Raw genomic sequence first — 16,312 nt, 5'->3', positions numbered from 1 at the left:
CTCCTTGACCTTTGACGCCTTGACCCCGCTCCTCGCTTTCAAAACTGAGCCCTGAAAACTGGCTCTCTCCCTCACCCCTCCTCCCATGATCACCGCCTGCCATCCTCTTCCCACGCCCTTCATCGGCGGCCCGCGTGGCCGGGAACGCTGCGCACCAGGGCGGGTGCGGCGGGTGGCGTATTACGGGCCGCTGGCCATCACCTACGATTGTGAAGATTCGCCGGTGGATGGGGAGTGCGACCGCGATGTGCTGGGCATCGCCTTTGTGCCGAATGACTGGACGGAGGGCAGGCCGCGCATCCAAAACGCCGACCTGCTGCTGAACCAGGCGCTGGGCGCGCTGCAGGCCGCACTGGGGATCACGGCAGATGAGCTCATCGAAAACGCCCCCCAGCGCGAGGAGACCTGATTTCACCTCGCTCACTCCTGCACCCCTGGCCGGGGAGGCAGGCAGCCAAATTAACACACAATTCTTTTTCATCCGAAAACACCCCAAAACATCAAGACACCTATGACCGAAGAAATCATCACACGAAAAGTCAAAAAGATCCTCGCCGCCCTGCTGCGCCTGGAGCCGGAAGAGATCGAGCCGGAGAGCGAGCTGTCCGGTGACCTGGGGGCCGACAGCCTGGAGCTGACGGAATTTGTCATGGCGCTGGAGGAGGAATTCGATGTGGAGATCACCGATGACGATGCCGAGGGCATCCTGACGGTGGAAGACACGGTGGCCTGGCTGCTGGACCACGTGGAAGGCGACTGACGCCACCTTTTCCCCGGCCATCGATGAGGTCGGGGCAGGCTGGCGGCAGGGTGGAGAAGCGGTGCTCCACCTTGCCGCCCATGGCCGTGCTTTTGGATGCCTCGGCGTCGCCTCATGGAGGCTGGTCAAAGATGGAAGGATCATTCTGCCTAACAAAATAAACGTTCATGTTTGGCAAAAGATAAACCCCATGCTCCAGGCACTCACCTGCAGGACTCATGCAAAGGCGCAAAGACGCAAAAAAATTCAGTTCCTTGGCGGCTTTGCGCCTTGGCGAGCGCATTCATCCGGTCCGCAAACTCCCGCCCGCTCTGTTGGTGTGTAGCCTTTAGGCGATCCGGAGAAGGTTCGGCAGGTCATGGAGTCGCCTAAAGGCTAAACACCAACAGACCGAACAAACCTGCCCCGTCCGCCCCTTTGCCACACTTCCTGTTAATCCTGTCCATCTTGTTAATCCTGTAAAAACAGCCCCCATTCCACCCTCGAATCCCCGTCCGACCCAAACCGTCCCAAACCACGGGACTTGGCAAGTCCCCCTCCTTGGGCTGGCCTGCGTGGTCGTGGGAGGTTTCGAAGGCTGGAATGCCCCCGCACCTTCCCCAAACCCCACGCCCTGGCGGGCGCGGCTACTCCCTGTAGCTGCCCGCGCCAGCGGGTGGCCTGCCCCGAAAGGTCTCGCCCCATCGAACTTCCCCAAACCCCACGCCCTGGCGGGCGCAGCTACACCGTGTAGCTGCCCGCGCCAGCGGGTGGGATGGGTGGCTTCGACGGCTCACACAACTTCGAAGCCTCTCCAAACCCCACGCCCTGGCGGGCGCGGCTACACGAAGCTGCCCGCGCCTTCACCGGGCCTGAGCCACCCTTTTTGACACCCTCTCCTTGCATGAACACGACTTTTACCTTCACCGCTGAGCAACTGCTGGCGCTGCTGACGGCGGCCCAGGATGGTGCGCTGCCGCAGCACACGGCCCGCCAGGCGCGGAATCGCCGCTACTACGAGGCCTGCAAACGCCGCAAGGAAGCGGCGGCGCTGGCGGCTGCACCGGCGGTCCGCATGGAGGAATTGGCTGCCGGTGGAGACGATGGATCTGGCGCTGCCGCAGCTCCCGGCGGATCGGTTTACCCACAGGAAGGAGAGGCGGGCTTAACACAAGTTAACCCCGCCTGCGCGGTCGCTGCCCCAGTGGCCGACAGGGCAGGGGAGACGCCTGTGCGCCCTGTCCAGACGCCTTCAGACGCGGTTCAGACGTTTTCAGTCGGGGCTGCGTCTGGGGCGGGCCCTTCCCCCTCGCCCCCTCCCTCTCCTCCTTCCCCCGTTCCCCCATCCTCCGCACCCACCCCCACGCCCCCATCCGCAGGTGCGTACGGGGCGGCCCGGCCCGCGAGGAAGCGGCGCAGCACGGCAGCAGCAACAAAAGCGGAGGAGGTTTCGGAGGAAAATTGGTTAGGCCAGCTCCAGCAGGAGGCACGCTTTCGCCACATCCCTGTGGCCCAGGAATTTGCCCGCATGCATGCCTGGTATACCGCCCGGGGTCTGTGCTGCACGCGGCGTCGTTTCCTGGGCTGGCTGCGCCGTTATGAACCGCCCCTGTCGCCCCCGGTGGCGCTGCCAGCGATCCTGCCCCCCGTGCCTCCGTCCCCCACGACCACCGATGCCGCCGCCAGCTTCTTCGCCGGGACGGGGCGCGGGGGACGGGGATGAGTGGGGAACCGAGGCTGAGTGCTCAGTCCGGAATGCTAACACCCATGCGCCCCTTTTGACATGAGTCCTCAAACAACACTCCCTCGCCCTGCGAAAGCGCCAGAGGACTGGCGCACTCCAGGACGCTCCGCGCCTCCTTGACCTCTTGACCTCTTGACCTCTTGACCTCTTGACCTCTTGACCTCTTGACCTCTTGACCTTTGACGCCTTGACCCACCTTGACCCACCTTGACCTTTGACGCCTTGACCTCCCCCCTCCCCATGACTTCCTCTCCTGATCTCCGCCCGCTGCTGCGGGAACGTGTGTGTGTGGACTGCGGCTGCACGCTGACGGGTGTGCTGGGCCTGTGTGGAGACTGTGCGGAGGTGCGGCAGTGGCGGGAGGTGGAGGGGCGGCGGTTGGCCGAACAAAAAGTGCGGCAAAGCCGCTGGCAGGCGCTCTGCCCGCCGCTGTATCGGCACACAGACTGGGCGCACGCGGATCTGGCACCGGGGCTGGTGGCGCTGGTGCAGTCCTGGCAGCCTGCGCCGGGGCGGTCCCTGCTGCTGACCGGCGGCACGGGCCTGGGGAAAACGCGGGCCGCCTTTGCCCTGCTGCAGCGCGTGCATGACTCTGGCCGCAGCGTCTATGCCCTGCACGCGGGCGATGCGTGGGATCACGGCAGCCACCTACAGGGCCTGGCCAGCGCCGTGCGCTTGCAATACCATGAGGACCCGCGCGTGGCGCAGACGGCGGCCCACTGCCTGCACCGCGCCCGCACCTGCAGCCTGCTGCTGCTGGATGACGTGGGCAAGGAACGCGCCTCCGGCCAGACGGGCCAGCTCAGCGAGGCTGTGGGGGAGGCGCTCTTCGGCCTCATCGAGCACCGCCTCGTCCACGCCCTGCCGCTCATCCTCACCACCAATGCCCCCGGTGCCACCCTGCAGCACCGCCTGGGCCCAGATCGCGGCGCCCCCCTCCTGCGCCGGCTCCTGGAATCCTGCACCGTGGTGGGCGGGTGAGGAAAAAGCGCCATTGCAGGGACGTTTCGCAGGATTTGTTGCTCACATTTCTCGTTTAATGAGCGACAAATCCGGTTGTCGCTCATTCGTGAGTGACAAAGGGGATGGCGTGGGTCGCGAGGGCAGCCGCTGTGCTGGCAGGGCAGGGGACGCGGCCTACTCCCCCTTCAGCACCGCTTCATTGATGTTCACGCCATCGGCCCAGAGGGTGGTGAGGTAGCGGGGTGGGGTGGTGGATTTGTCCTTGGCGCTGCGCAGCGTCAGTTGGGTGCGGCCCTCCAGGAGATCGCGCAGGCGTGCGGCCAGCTTTAGCCGCGATGCTTTTTGTTCGGCGGTTTCCGTGGCCATCGGCGCAGGCTCCGGCAGGCCCTGGAGGTCCAGGTTCTGATTGTGCAGCCACACGCCAAAGCCCAGGTCAATGTTCACCGCCACCGTGTTCGCATCCACCACCCGCACCAGCTCAAAGTAATACGTGTAGTTAGGCGCAGGTGCCTCCGCAGCCGCAGAAGCAGCCTGCGCCTTCACGTCCTGCCCCAGCAGCGCCCCACTGCCCGCCAGGAGAAACACGAAAGAAGCCGATAAAAAAGAAAGTCTCATACCCCCTCCATAACGCGGCCAAGTGGCCCCGACTTCCAGCGAATGCTTGGGGGAGGGTGGGATTCGAACCCACCCGTGGAAGGGGAGGGCTACTGTATCATACTCCAGAGCTACTGTATCATACTCCAGGGCTATGGGCGAGAGGGGCTAGGAACGAAAGCGATCCTGGATTTGCGCCAGGGTTTGCAAAATCTCTTCGAAGCTGGGTGGCTCACTGAAGAACATGGGCCGCATTTTCTGGTAGTCTTCCCTCCACGCAGTGAGCCGGGATTCCGGGGGCATGAGCACCAGTTTATCCAGCGTCAGCGCATCGTAATCCACCCACTTGTAGGCAAAGAAAGTTTTGCGATGATGCACGACTGTGGGCAGCAGATCCGTCAGGGTGGCATCCTGGGCGAGGCCGTGATGCGTCCACAGGCGATGAAGGTCATACAGATGGCGTGCCTGATGCATGGCTGGGCCTTTTTCAGGCTCTCCCACTTGGGCGGGCCTCACATGTTGTTCGTGTAGGAGCGCCGTCTTTTCCCAAAAGGTGAGGCGGGGTGTCACGCAGTTGACCTGGGCGGTGAGGCTCGCTTGATATTCGGCGGGAAGGATCTGCGCGGCATAGGGCTGGATGCTGCGTTGTTCCATCGGTTCCTGGCGGGCGCGGGCGCTCAGTTCGATTTTCACACGCGGCTGGTGGTAGTCATCTTCGGAGGTGAAGCCACACTGAGGATAGTGAAGATGAAGGGTAAAGGGATCCCGCTCATCCGTGAGATTGCCGGGAATGAGGCTCCAGGCTTCCCTATTTCCCAGGGTGCGTTGCAGCTTAACCAGAAGGGTATCGGTGATGATCGCCCGGCTGTGTTGGCGCAACGACGAGCTTGATTAAGGCAAGGCTAAATGGATTCGATGCTTTGCATCTTGTTCCATATAAGTATCAATACTCCTTCGTGATGGCTCCATAAATCGTACGATGCTCGCTGGACCGAATCTAGAAGTTCCGATTGGTAACTTTCATCGCCGACATCTTTTAAAATTGCTTTGAAATCTTTCTTCTCTTGATCCTCATCAACTAGGCCACTTAGATAAAGAATGATCCATGATCTGGCATTCCTTGCGCCCAATCGCGCATAAAGCTCTCGGCATAATGGGGCGTGATCAGTTTGGGAGTGACCAATTTGGAGGTATAAAGAGGGGAAAGAAATTCTGAAGATGGCAAGCATAAGGGCGGCCCTGCCCGCGCTGGGACGCATGTTCTCTATGCTGTTTTGATCCTGTGTAGAAAGTGCGTGCCCTAAAACTCTGAAGACCTCTTGGAGTTGTCGGAGAGTCAGATTGAATCCTTGAGCCAATTGAGTTGCATTGGTGATGAACTGACTGTCTGCCTTAAGGCGGCTGTTTCGTTTTTCCAATACCTGAACGTATAGGCTGATTTGGTGCTCAAGGAACAAAGCCAATGGTGTTCGTTCGGGCATTGGCAATTCAAAGACGCGGTGACAAAATTTCCGGAAGTACTCAGGGAAATCCAGACCATCACCAAAGAGGGCTTTGGCCGAGACCTCGAGTTGGTGGGCGTCAATGGCGAGAAGGAAGATCATGCCTTTGATGTTGAAGACATGCTTGATGGTCTCCAGGTAGTTGATGGCGTAGTCGGGGCGGCAGCGGTCGAGCTCATCCACAAAGACAAGGACCTTGGGGCTATATCCAGCGAAGGCTTCCGCTAGAGCCTCACGAAGGTCCTCAAGAGCCTTTTGCCGATGGTTAAACAGTTGAATGAAGTCGGGCGGGGCAGGATTTCGCTCGGCCTTTTTAGCATCCATAAGATTGGCAACTTCGAGGGGATTCACTCCCGTGAGTTTGCTGGTAAAACCACTACCTACTCCCGCCAACATCCAGCCTAAATTTTGGGCGGCTTCTTTGATCTTTTTGGCCTTGGTTTCATCAGACTTACTCTTGCCTTGCATGGCGTCCACAGCCTTGAGAAGACCTGCCAGAATGGCGACCAGAGGATCCCCACAGTAGTCACTTTCCCAGGCATTGAGGATCACAGGCATAGGCACCTCAAGAGCATCGCCATTCGGTGAACTGCGGCGCTTGAGAAGATCGTTCTTCCACATCTCAATAAAGGTGGTCTTGCCCCGGCCAAAGCTGGCATTGAGAGCGACCACAAGACTGCTTTCCACAAAGTCGCTTTCAACGAGGAGGAAGGACTCAAGACGCTTACAATAGGCTTTCAGATCCAGGCGATCGGTCTCTTCAAAAGTCAGCGGTGAGGGTGTCTTGGACATGATGGGATGAATAAGGAATCATGACTGTGCCTATGAATGAGACTGAGGTGAAGGATTTTCATGCGGAATTTTTAGCAACTTAAGTTGGGCTCTCCTTCCTCAAAGAAGACCCAAAGTCGCGGTCACGCTTCTGAGCATATTCGAGATTCGCGAATCTCGAATGCCTATTCTGCTGTGAAGAATAAGCGCGGCGTTGAGGCTGCTTAAATGCCTCTTCGTCGCTGCTTCGATGCGAGCCTAACAATAAGTGCAGTATGTGAGGCTGGCTGACTTGCCTCCTGAACCCTTCCCAGTCCCCCCCCACGCCTTTTCGTTGCGGTCGGTGATGCGTTCATTATCTTGATCGTCATCCCATCCCCCCATGACTGATCCATCCATGACACCTGAGGCGCGGGGGGCGTATGCGGAAGCGAGGCGGCGGATGGAGGTCTGCCGGGCGCAGGGGGAGCGGGGGACGCACCTGAACCTCGACTCGCTGGGGCTCACGGAGTTGCCGCCGGAGATCGGCCAGCTCACGGCGCTGAAGTTTTTTTCGGCGAACGGAAACCGCCTCACCTGCCTGCCGCCAGAGATCGGCCTGCTCACAGACCTGGAGGTGGTCTTCTTGCTGAAGAATCGGCTGACCACGCTGCCAGCAGAGATCGGGCGGCTGACGAAGCTGGAGCAGCTCTACCTGGGCGAGAATGCGCTGACGGAGCTCCCGCCTGAGATAGGCCAGCTCACGCGCCTGTGGCGGCTGCACCTGTGGGGAAATCAGCTCACCCGGCTGCCGCCCGAGATCGGCCACCTGAAGCGGTTGATGGAGCTGAGCCTCAATGACAATCCCCTGACCGGCCTGCCGGAGGAACTCTGGGGACTCACCAGCCTGCGCACCCTGTTTCTGGACAACCTTGGCCTGGACCGCCTGCCGCTTGAGATTGGCAATCTGACCTCGCTGGTGAAGCTGTACCTGAAGGGCAATCGGCTGACCTCCCTGCCAGCGGAGCTGGGCCTGCTGCCTGAGCTGCGGACTCTCGTCCTCACCGGCAACCCGCTGATCTCTCTGCCCGAGTATCTGCGCGAGCTACCCGGCCTGCAACTTTAGGCTGCGACTGGCCAGGACCCGCTGAGGTCTCCTGACGGATGGAGAGCCGATCTGCCTAACCAAAAGGTGATCCTCCACACCCCGTCCGTGGAAACGGGGCTAGACGACGGGCTGGAAGTTTTTCAGCGTGGGGGCTGTGCTGAAAAAATGGGCGCTGCTGGGGATGCCGAAGACGATGTTGAGATCGCCCGTGATGGGCTTGCCTGGGCCGCCATCGGCGTAAAACGTGCTGTGGAAGATGTTGCCGTAGAGGGCGGGGTTTGGGGCATCTAGATTCAGCAAATCCCCCCCCGCGCCGAGGAGGATGCGGACGGCTCCGTGAAACTGGTTTTTCCGCCCCTTCATGGGGAAGTCGGGGATGGAATAGTCGAGGATGACCTCATCGTTGCCCCGCCCCGTCTCCACGAGCACGCGGCCCTGGAAGATGCTGTTATGCAGGGCGGCGGTGGTGCCGCTGGTGCCGGTGGCCTTCAGGTGCGTGGTGCCGGTGATGATGCTGTCGCGAATGCCGAGATGCTCTGAGCCACGGACATGGCTGGGATCATCCGTGGCGGAGGTGAGGCGGACATGGCCGTGAACGTACGCGTCGCTAATGGAGGCGAAGTTTTTGCCGGCACCCAGGCTGGCGGTGATGTGGCCGAAGACGTGGGTGGTGCCCACGGTGGCGGTGTAGTAGCCGACCTCGAAGGAATCATCCCCCTTGCCACCCGTGTAGGTGATGTTCCCCACCCAGGCCTCAGCGTTCACGATGTCACATGTATTCTTGCCATCGCCGGGGCTGATGTGGATCGGGCCGGCGATGTGCAGGCGGCTGCCATGCAGCGTCACCCAGTCACTGCCTGAGCCACCCTTGTAGGTGAATTTGCCGCCGATGGAGAGATCCACTTGCCCGAAGATGACCAGCATTTCATTGTCCCCATGGGCCAAATTGAAGGTGGCGTCTCCCAGGATCTGGATGCGGCCCAGGGTGAAATTCAGGCGGTCTTCGCCATGGCCGCCCGTGAAGTTTAGGGAACCGAGGGTGAGGGTGTTCAAGCCCCCGGTGCTCAGGAGGGTGGGGCCATCGCCAGTCTTGATGTCCAGCCGACCACCGATGAAGATGTGACTCGCAAGCCGGAAGGCGTCCGCCCCATCACCGCCCGTATAAGTGAAGCCACCTAGAACCCGCAAGGTCCCCTCGAGATGCGTGCCGAGGTCGAGACTGCTACGACCAGCGCCCGTCTTCACCGAGACGTGGCCGGTGATCGTGAGAGTGGCCGCGCCAAACTGCACGGTGAGGGCCTCTGCGGACGTGCTTTTGGACACTAGATCCACCCGCCCCTGCACGGTGATATCGCCTTCCCCACCCCTCAGGGAAAAGGTGTCACTGCCAGTGCCAAAGTCGGCCTTGATGCCCGTGTAGTAGCCACGGCCCAGAGTGTAGGTATCGCTGCCGCTGCCGCCCTGGAGGGTGAGCAGCTTGCCAAAGGTGACGTACTCCGTGGTGACGCTGTCATTCCCATCGCCCAGGTCCACCTTCGTCGTACCGGAGATGACGGTGGAGTGAAAGATGACGGTATCGTCCCCCCCAGCCCCAGCATCGGTGATGAGTACGTTTCCGGCGATGTGCAGGCCTTCCATCTCGAGGTAGTCGCTGCCGCCCTGGAGGTTCACCTTGAGATGGGTGGGGGCGGGCACGATGATGTCTGGCATGGGCTGCCCCTCGCCTGCCAGATCGCGGATGGTCCAGGTGCCATCCCCGTTATCACGGATGTCCAGGTTGTTATCTTCGCCATCGCCCGTGATGGTGAGTGTATCGCCACTGGAAGTGACGGTGACGAGGCCTGCCGGAGCAAGGCGGGATTCCAGGGCTTCGATGCAGGGGGAAACGGAAAGGGTGGGCATGGCAAAACGGGGGCTTGGTTAGGGAGGCGGGGCCTCTGGATGGGCCGTTAGACTGAGGGGCCTCGAAAAAACAGAATTAGGGGGAATTCTGGAGCGTTTCTAATCCTCCACGGGTGAAACGTCAAGCCTGGTACGGAATGGAGGGGGCGTGGGGAGCCACGCTGGTGGCGGCCATCAGGGCAGGGGACGGCCCTGGCCAATCCGATGCCGAGGGGTTACCTCAGCCCTTGTCTTTCTCTAAAGCTCTTCCATTCCAGATACACCGGATCGCCCCGCTTTTCGGGCAGCGGGGTGAGCAGTCGCGGATCATTTTCACCGGCACAGCATTTTTCCACCAGGGCCAGCAGGGCTTCGCGATCCTGCGCCACGGTGGTGAATTCTTCTGCGGTCAGTTCATACCTTTCGCTGCCATCGAAATGCGGGGACAGGGTGACCTGGAGATCTAAAAGGTAAGTCTCGCCGATCAAGTCGTAGCACAGGGAGAATCGGGGTTCATAGACGTACATCGTCCGGTAGTTGTGCAGGTGGTCCCTCGTCGGGAAGGAGGTGATCAGGGATCTTCCCTCCCAGGCATCCAGTCGGCAGGGGCGGCCGCGTTCGGCAGGCGGGGCTTCCATCAGGCGGTGGTCGCATTCCCGGTTCCTGCATTGGGTGGCCAGGGCCTCCAGAGCTGCCATGTCGCCCGCCAGATTTTCAAATTCATCCGGGGTCAGTTCATAGTGTTCCGCATACTGGCAGAACTCCGTCATGACTGGAATGCACAGGCAGGGCCTGCCCGTCGCCTTCTCGCGGTCGAGCGAGCAGAGGACCTTTTCAAAAGTATGAACAGGGAGGTAGACCATGCCTGCCCTCGTTAGATTTCGAAGGCTTCATTGTCGAGGTGCAATCTGAACAGCGTTTGAATCCTGAAGGGTTTCGACGGTGGGCTGGAGGCCTCCAGGACCGCGTCTGTGGAAGGTCTTCTAGTGACCTCCTGCCGTTGCAGGGTCTGGGCCATGTGGGCGTGGAGTTCGGGTTTTTGCATCCGGGTCATGGCGGCGACCTGGCTTTCCTTGAAGGTCTCTTCGGGGCCGCCGTTGCGGCGTACCTGGTAGGTGCCGTCGGGGTTGCGGCGCAGGACTTCGGCGGCTACGCCATGCCCGGCGGTGCCCTGCCACAGGGGCGGGATGCTGGGCGGTCTGGCGACTGTCCCTGGGGCGGGTTCTTGCGATGCTTTTGGTTCGGCGAGATTCGTGCTGCCTGCGGCCTGGGGAGGTGCGGTGGGGCCTGGCGGGGTGGTTTGATTTTTCCCGGCCTGGGTGGCCAGGGCCTGGAGCTGGGCGGGTGGGACGTCTGTTGTGAACAGGGCTCTTTCCCGCTTACGTTACCTGAATTTGGCTGGCGACCATGGTCATCAGTCGCTCGGACTGACGAGAGGAGGGTTCGACCAAAACAATGTCCACGGCGTGGACATGTCCGGCGGCATCGCGGATGAAGTTCTTGGGCAGTGCATCACTGGCCACGATGTCCCTCGCCTCATGCAGATACGCTCCGTCATAGGCTTTTAGAAACCCCCGGTGCCGCATGTAGAGATCGATGTCTTTCTGGGTGGGGTGCGGTCCCTCGGTGGCGAGTCCATCTGCCCGGTACCAGGGCTGCGTGGTCACCACGCGCTCGCCATTTTCACCAGGCAGCAGCACGCGGCCTAGCAGGCGAAGGTCATCTTCAAAAAGCTCATTCGCCCAGGCTAGCCGCCGGGCATATCCAGGCAGCCCTAGTTTCTCAGCTCCAAATTCGCCCGCATTGGTCAGCTTCACGGCCAAATTGACCTCGGCACAAAACCAAACTTCGTGCTCTCCTCCATGCAGGCGGGGCCGCCCCCGTAGCAGCACCGCTAGGGCAGCGGTATCCAATATGGGTAGGCTGACTCCAGTGTCCGCTGCTGCGGCCTGAAAGGGTTTCGGATCCAATCCTCGTCTGAGCAAGTCTGCATCCGCTACACACCCATACCCGTGGAAGGTTGTGGGCGACTCCCACAGACAGGGCCGAGTGGGCTGGCCTGCCTGTCGTGCCAGAGCCTGAAGCGCCACCTCAAGCGTGACTTTGAGAGATGCTTGAAGCCGCTCTGGCAGGGTTCCTGTTTTCATCACATTTACGTGTTTCATTCAAGGCTAAAGGCGGGCCTTTTCAAGGAGTATCCAAAGAGATCTGAGGAAGATTGTAGACTTGATTTTCCAGCCTCTCGTATTGTGTGGCGGAGGGCTCCACCAGCACCACATCCACAGGGTGTAGATGACCTTCCACATCGCGAACAAAGTTTTTGGGCACCGCATCACTGGCAACAATATCCCGGCTTTCGTAGAGGTAAGCGCCATCGTACGCTTTTAGAAATCCCTTTTTACGCATGTAGATATCAATCTCACGCTGGGTCGGTTGTGGCCTGGATTCGTCTGCCCGATACCAAGGCTGCGTTGTCACTACCCGCGACGATCTTTCTCCCGGAAGGTGGACGATGCCCTCCACGCGAATGCGGTCACCAAACAGCTCATTGGCCCATGCAAGACGCTGGAGATAGCCGTCCAATCCCAGCTTCTCTGAGCCAAATTCACCAGGACGGGTGAGTTTGATCACCGTGTTGGATGCGGGGTCAAACCTGACATCATGCTCCTCCCCCTTTCTTCGCTCCAGTGAGACTATTCCATTTTCGATTGATTGAGCATCGAGTTCCGGTAGGCGATAGCTTGGGCTATTGGGTCTGGGTCGGTCGGTTTTTCCGAATGTTTGGCCAGAGCCCGCAGAGCGCTGTCCAGAGGCACTTTGGCGGAGGCTCTCAAGCGCTCTTCCAGGGTCCCTATCTTCACGCTTTGGATAAGTTCTTTCAGTTCCTGATCGCTCATGGCCGAAGTTAGACCCATGATCCTGGTCTGCAAGACGCAAAAAGGAAGGGGGCGGCGCAACTGCATCTGCTGGCAGCCGTTGTTCACTTCCGATCTTCTCCAGCCTTTGCTGCCGTTGCAGGGCCTGGGCCATGTAGGCGTGGAGTTCGGGTTTTTGCATCCGGGTCATGGCGGCGACCTGGCTTTCCTTGAAGGTCTCTTCGGGGCCGCCGTTGCGGCGCACCTGGTAGGTGCCGTCGGGGTTGCGGCGCAGGACTTCGGCGGCTTCTCCGTGGCGGGCGATGCCCTGCCACAGGGGTGGCAGGGCGGGGATGGGCTGTGTGGGGGGCTCTGCCGTGGGAGATGTGCCGGGGGCCTCCTGGAGGATCTGGGGATTGAACTCTGAGATGGGCAGGGGGATGTCTGGCAGCAGTGCCTGGGGGCTGCTGGTGGGCGGTGGATCTGCGGCGGGCGGGCTGCCAGGGGGCAGGTCCCCATGCAGGCGCTTGGCCAAGGCGGTGCCGGCCTTTTCCCCGGCGGCCTCGGCCAGGCGGGTGAGGGCGGGGTCCACGGCCTGGGCGGCTGCGCCGATGGCCATGCCGGCACCATGCAGGCCGAGGGCGGCGGCGATGGCATCGCGCCCGCTGGCCAGGTAGTCGGTGAGGTGGGCATCGGGGTTTTCCACGGCGAGGTTGGCGGCCTCCAGGGCTATGTCTGCGGCGGCACTGCCTCAAAGTTTGTCTTTGATCGCAGAACCGTTTCGGGCCGCTTCACCAGCACCTACGCGGAATGCCAGGAAAAGCTGGGAAGACTGCGCTTTACGGCCTCTTTCTCATAGGCCTCTGGACTCAGCGGACCTTCGGGTTTGCCCACGTAGTAGTCGATGCCATTGTCATGGGTCACCGCCTCTTTCGGGATGATGTAAAACTGTCGTTGGCCCTTCCACCGCCGCTCTGCCACGATCCACTTCAAGGAAATGGCGCCGGGGCATGGCTTTGGGGGAGGGATCTGATTGGGGTGGCATGCTGAACATTCACTTCTCTGTGTGTGGCTCCCGCCAGGAAAACGGTGGTAAACCCAAAGTAATAACCTTTTTGTTATACTCGTCGAGTGTGAAGGGGCCTTCCGGGTCATCTGGAAATTCGTTCTTCACAGGTTTTCGAAGGATGTAAAACCGTCGTTCCCCTTTGGCATTCTGTTCAGCTACCACCCATTCCTTGTTGCTGCCTGCAGCCACCACCACCTCTGGTATGAGTCCAAAATAACCAGGATCACTGTAGAGGCCTAGCCTCTTTCCGCAATCCATCTGATACACTTGGTAGCTGCCGTCTTTCCATACGGGCCCAGGCTTGTAAAAAAAACAAAAACCCAGCGAAAGGAGCAAAGTCAGACCGAACAGAATTTTAAAAGCGCTTTTCATGGTGTTCAAATGAGTTTGCCTGCCATCGGAACCAGGCGCAAGCACGGAGTTGGTTGGATGAGGTTTTAAATCAGTAGTTAACCGTTTCTGTCCATTTCCACCTCAAGGGGGTCGTGTATAGAAATGGACCTTTCGAATTGTCTTCCAGCATTTCTTGATCGCCTATTAAAAGTGTCTTGCCGGGAACTCTAGCCATGCTACCGGCGCGGAGTTTGTCGTGAGCGTTCACTTCAAAGGTTATGGTTCGATTACCATGATCGACATGGGTAATCACAATGTCGGCTTCAACACTTCCAGACGTTTTTAATTTTGATCCCGTTACATAATTGATAACATCATTTGCGGGTTGATACCATGGTCCATCATCCGCTGAATCATCCCAAGTAAGGCCAGGTTTCTCAGGCGAACCTTTCCAACCAACATATTGGTCAAGAGTTCCCTCTTTGTCTTTTTTTGCAGCCCATGCTGAGATGCTATTGGGACCGTAGCGCATTCTTTCATAAACCGGCTTTAGCTTCAAAAGCTTGGTCCACGCGTGGTCTGGACCATATGAAAAACCTTTATTTTTCATTCCTGTTATTTCATTGACTATCCACTCAGCAGGCGAAGCTGAGTAGGCTGAAAGGGCTTCGTCAAATGAGGCATTGGCCTCTTTCAAAAGTTGATGGGGCTTGAGTGCCTCCATCACTGGAGTGCCGGGAGGCAACGGCATTTGTTTTTTGGGGGTGGGATCTACCTGCGGGCGTTTCCCCCAGCCAGGATATTTTTGATGAAACATTTCATAGAGCATTCGTACTTCCCGTTCATTGAGCTCTGCTCCATTCAGGGTGATGTTGGCGGCCGCCTGTTCGGCAGTTCTCGGATACTCCCTCCATGTCTCTACTGTCGCTTTGGCCAATTCTTGTTTCAGTTCACTCCAGGATCGGTCCATTCTCAGTTTGTCAGGTCCGGATGATATTGCTGCCGACTTTCCTTCTGTTTGTGTTTGCGATGCTTTGGGTTCGGCCAGTCGCGGTTGGGCTGCGGCGGCTGCGCCTGGGGCGGTCCCGAGCAGGGCAGCGGCGGCGGGCGACCTTTTCTCCGATTGAGCGGCCAGGGCCTGCAGGCGGGCAGCGGGGAGATCCGTCAGCGCGGTCACATCGCCCTCGTCCAGGGGCTGTGGGGCGCGCCCGCCCACGCTGGTGAGGTAGGTGCCATTGCCCTGGCGGCTGTGGATGGTGATGTCCTCGGCCTTGTCGCTGAGGTCGGCCCCCAGGCGGCCCTGCCACAGGGGCGGCGGGGCCTGGGGTGGGGCCTCCGCAGGCCTAACAGGAGGTGTGCTAGCCAGCAGGGCACCCTCTGGCACCTTGCCGCCGGGCAGCAGGGCCTGCCGAACCATCTTTGCAGTAGCGCGGTCGGCGGCGGTTGGGAAGAGAGGTGCCTTGGGCAAGTCCTCCCACGTCAAACCCTGCATGTCACTGCGCCCCTCCAATGTTCGAGGATCTGGCATCTTGCCCTGCGGCCAGGCGTCTCGGTTGTGTCGCTCCTCCAGCGTTTGAGGCTTCAGCCAATTGGCATCGGGATGCGCGGGCCTCAGGGCCGGGCCTCTGAAAAGCTCCGTCCAGTCCTCGGCGGCGGGGCGGGGTACCTCTTGGAAAGCTGCCGGGGGCTGCGACGGCAGCAGGGACGGCTGGAAGGGCCTAACAGGAAGCGTGGTGTTGATGTCGCTCGTTGCCCCTGGAGGGTTCAGCCACGGATTGAGGGCTGAGTCTGCGAGGGTCCGCTGCAGGGGCTTTTCAGGCGGCGATAGTTGGGGGGCGCGTGATTCCCAGATCAGCCCCTGCCTGTCCAGAGCCGTGTGTTTGCCTGTCCCGTTCCGTGATCGTTCCTTGTTGTTCATGCCCCTTTGCTTTGCCTCCTCGTTTGTGTTCCCCCATTCCGCACCCTGACCCTCGCGCCGGGGCCTTTTCCCCAGCGCCCACTCGCCTCATCTGCCCCGGCCGCCAGGGCGCTCCACCGCCGGGGTAAAGATTCACTGAAGAGCGGTAAAAGTCCAGTTCAAAAAATCGTGGTACACTGTGTGCAAGTGGTAAATGATGTGCGTGCGCGGACAGGGCGGGAAGCTTTTCAACCACGGAAAAGACGGAAGACACGGAAGTGGGAGGCTTGCTTGTTTGGGGGTTTTGGGCGGAGAAAGACTGGGCAGGGGGGATCAGCCCAAGGAGCGGGACTTGCCAAGTCCCGTGGTTTGGGGGTGTTTGGGGCGGACGGGGATCGGCGGTGGTATGGGGGCCTTTTTTACAGGATTAACAAGATGGCAGGATTAACAGGAAGTGAGGCAATGGAGGCGGGAGAGCTGATCGAAAGCGCCAGAGGACTGGCGCAGTCCAGGACGCTCTGCGGCTGCGATGTAGCTGCGCCCGCGAGTGGGGTTTGGGGGATCGAAGGGCGATGCCTTTCGGGGGGCAGCCACCTGCTGGCGCAGGCAGCTACGGGGTGTAGCTGCGCCCGCCAGGGCGTGGGGTTTGGGGGATCGAAGGGCGATGCCTTTCGGGGGGTGGCCACCTGCTGGCGCAGGCAGCTACGGGGTGTAGCTGCGCCCGCCAGGGCGTGGGGTTTTGGGGGGCGAGTGGCGATGCCTTTCGGGGGGGGCAGCCACCTGCTGGCGCAGGCAGCTACGGGGTGTAGCTGCGCCCGCCAGGGCGTGGGGTTTTAAGTCGGAGGCCAAGCGGTCTTAGGAAGACAAGCTTGACAGG

15 protein-coding genes are annotated in these 16,312 nt (G+C 60.2%); 5 read left to right on the top strand and 10 right to left on the bottom strand.

Annotated features, from left to right (window positions below):
* The first annotated feature begins 85 nt into the window (after nucleotides 1–85).
* From ABEB25_RS24055 to ABEB25_RS24040, 4 genes are all read left to right on the top strand, one after another.
* Nucleotides 86–409 carry a hypothetical protein gene (locus ABEB25_RS24055; protein WP_345739013.1) on the top strand — a complete coding sequence of 108 codons (324 nt, stop codon included), beginning with the start codon at nucleotides 86–88 and terminating at the stop codon, nucleotides 407–409.
* Between the two features lie 102 nt (nucleotides 410–511).
* Nucleotides 512–760 (top strand): acyl carrier protein, encoded by a 249-nt coding sequence (gene acpP, locus ABEB25_RS24050; RefSeq protein WP_345739012.1) that lies wholly within the window; start codon nucleotides 512–514, stop codon nucleotides 758–760.
* Nucleotides 761–1,643: 883 nt separating this feature from the next.
* Entirely contained in the window at nucleotides 1,644–2,462 is an 819-nt protein-coding gene (locus ABEB25_RS24045) for a hypothetical protein (RefSeq protein ID WP_345739011.1), read from the top strand.
* Between the two features lie 261 nt (nucleotides 2,463–2,723).
* On the top strand, nucleotides 2,724–3,464 hold the full coding sequence (locus tag ABEB25_RS24040; RefSeq protein ID WP_345739010.1) for a P-loop NTPase family protein: 741 nt from the start codon (nucleotides 2,724–2,726) through the stop codon (nucleotides 3,462–3,464).
* Nucleotides 3,465–3,620: 156 nt separating this feature from the next.
* Here the strand turns inward: ABEB25_RS24040 and ABEB25_RS24035 are convergent, their stop codons facing one another.
* From ABEB25_RS24035 to ABEB25_RS24025, 3 genes are all read right to left on the bottom strand, one after another.
* The gene (locus ABEB25_RS24035; protein WP_345739009.1) at nucleotides 3,621–4,061 is read right to left on the bottom strand and encodes a hypothetical protein; all 441 of its coding nucleotides are present in this window, start codon (nucleotides 4,059–4,061) and stop codon (nucleotides 3,621–3,623) included.
* Between the two features lie 147 nt (nucleotides 4,062–4,208).
* Nucleotides 4,209–4,919, bottom strand: coding sequence for a nucleotidyl transferase AbiEii/AbiGii toxin family protein (locus tag ABEB25_RS24030; RefSeq protein ID WP_345739008.1), 711 nt, complete (start codon nucleotides 4,917–4,919; stop codon nucleotides 4,209–4,211).
* Between the two features lie 23 nt (nucleotides 4,920–4,942).
* The gene (locus ABEB25_RS24025; RefSeq protein ID WP_345739007.1) at nucleotides 4,943–6,334 is read right to left on the bottom strand and encodes a KAP family P-loop NTPase fold protein; all 1,392 of its coding nucleotides are present in this window, start codon (nucleotides 6,332–6,334) and stop codon (nucleotides 4,943–4,945) included.
* 361 nt (nucleotides 6,335–6,695) lie between these two features.
* On the opposite strand from ABEB25_RS24025, the gene ABEB25_RS24020 reads away from it, so the two are divergent.
* Nucleotides 6,696–7,418 carry a leucine-rich repeat domain-containing protein gene (locus tag ABEB25_RS24020; protein WP_345739006.1) on the top strand — a complete coding sequence of 241 codons (723 nt, stop codon included), beginning with the start codon at nucleotides 6,696–6,698 and terminating at the stop codon, nucleotides 7,416–7,418.
* Nucleotides 7,419–7,517: 99 nt separating this feature from the next.
* Here ABEB25_RS24020 and ABEB25_RS24015 read toward each other — a convergent pair whose 3' ends face one another.
* From ABEB25_RS24015 to ABEB25_RS23985, 7 genes are all read right to left on the bottom strand, one after another.
* Complete coding sequence (locus ABEB25_RS24015) at nucleotides 7,518–9,302, bottom strand: hypothetical protein (RefSeq protein WP_345739005.1); 1,785 nt, start codon at nucleotides 9,300–9,302, stop codon at nucleotides 7,518–7,520.
* 215 nt (nucleotides 9,303–9,517) lie between these two features.
* Nucleotides 9,518–10,144 carry a hypothetical protein gene (locus tag ABEB25_RS24010; protein WP_345739004.1) on the bottom strand — a complete coding sequence of 209 codons (627 nt, stop codon included), beginning with the start codon at nucleotides 10,142–10,144 and terminating at the stop codon, nucleotides 9,518–9,520.
* Nucleotides 10,145–10,660: 516 nt separating this feature from the next.
* Nucleotides 10,661–11,428 carry a hypothetical protein gene (locus ABEB25_RS24005; RefSeq protein ID WP_345739003.1) on the bottom strand — a complete coding sequence of 256 codons (768 nt, stop codon included), beginning with the start codon at nucleotides 11,426–11,428 and terminating at the stop codon, nucleotides 10,661–10,663.
* Between the two features lie 40 nt (nucleotides 11,429–11,468).
* Nucleotides 11,469–12,842: a hypothetical protein gene (locus tag ABEB25_RS24000; RefSeq protein WP_345739002.1), complete on the bottom strand. Its 1,374-nt coding sequence runs from the start codon at nucleotides 12,840–12,842 to the stop codon at nucleotides 11,469–11,471.
* Nucleotides 12,843–12,937: 95 nt separating this feature from the next.
* On the bottom strand, nucleotides 12,938–13,129 hold the full coding sequence (locus ABEB25_RS23995; protein ID WP_345739001.1) for a hypothetical protein: 192 nt from the start codon (nucleotides 13,127–13,129) through the stop codon (nucleotides 12,938–12,940).
* Between the two features lie 61 nt (nucleotides 13,130–13,190).
* The gene (locus ABEB25_RS23990) at nucleotides 13,191–13,577 is read right to left on the bottom strand and encodes a hypothetical protein (protein WP_345739000.1); all 387 of its coding nucleotides are present in this window, start codon (nucleotides 13,575–13,577) and stop codon (nucleotides 13,191–13,193) included.
* 70 nt (nucleotides 13,578–13,647) lie between these two features.
* Nucleotides 13,648–15,066, bottom strand: a complete 1,419-nt coding sequence (locus ABEB25_RS23985) for a hypothetical protein (protein ID WP_345738999.1) — start codon at nucleotides 15,064–15,066, stop codon at nucleotides 13,648–13,650.
* Nucleotides 15,067–16,312 lie beyond the last annotated feature (1,246 nt).

Origin of the sequence: Prosthecobacter algae, assembly GCF_039542385.1 — a bacterium.
GTDB classification, from domain to species: Bacteria; Verrucomicrobiota; Verrucomicrobiia; order Verrucomicrobiales; family Verrucomicrobiaceae; genus Prosthecobacter; species Prosthecobacter algae.
Note: the sequence above shows the minus strand (reverse complement) of the source record. Positions and strands in the feature narration are given on the sequence as shown.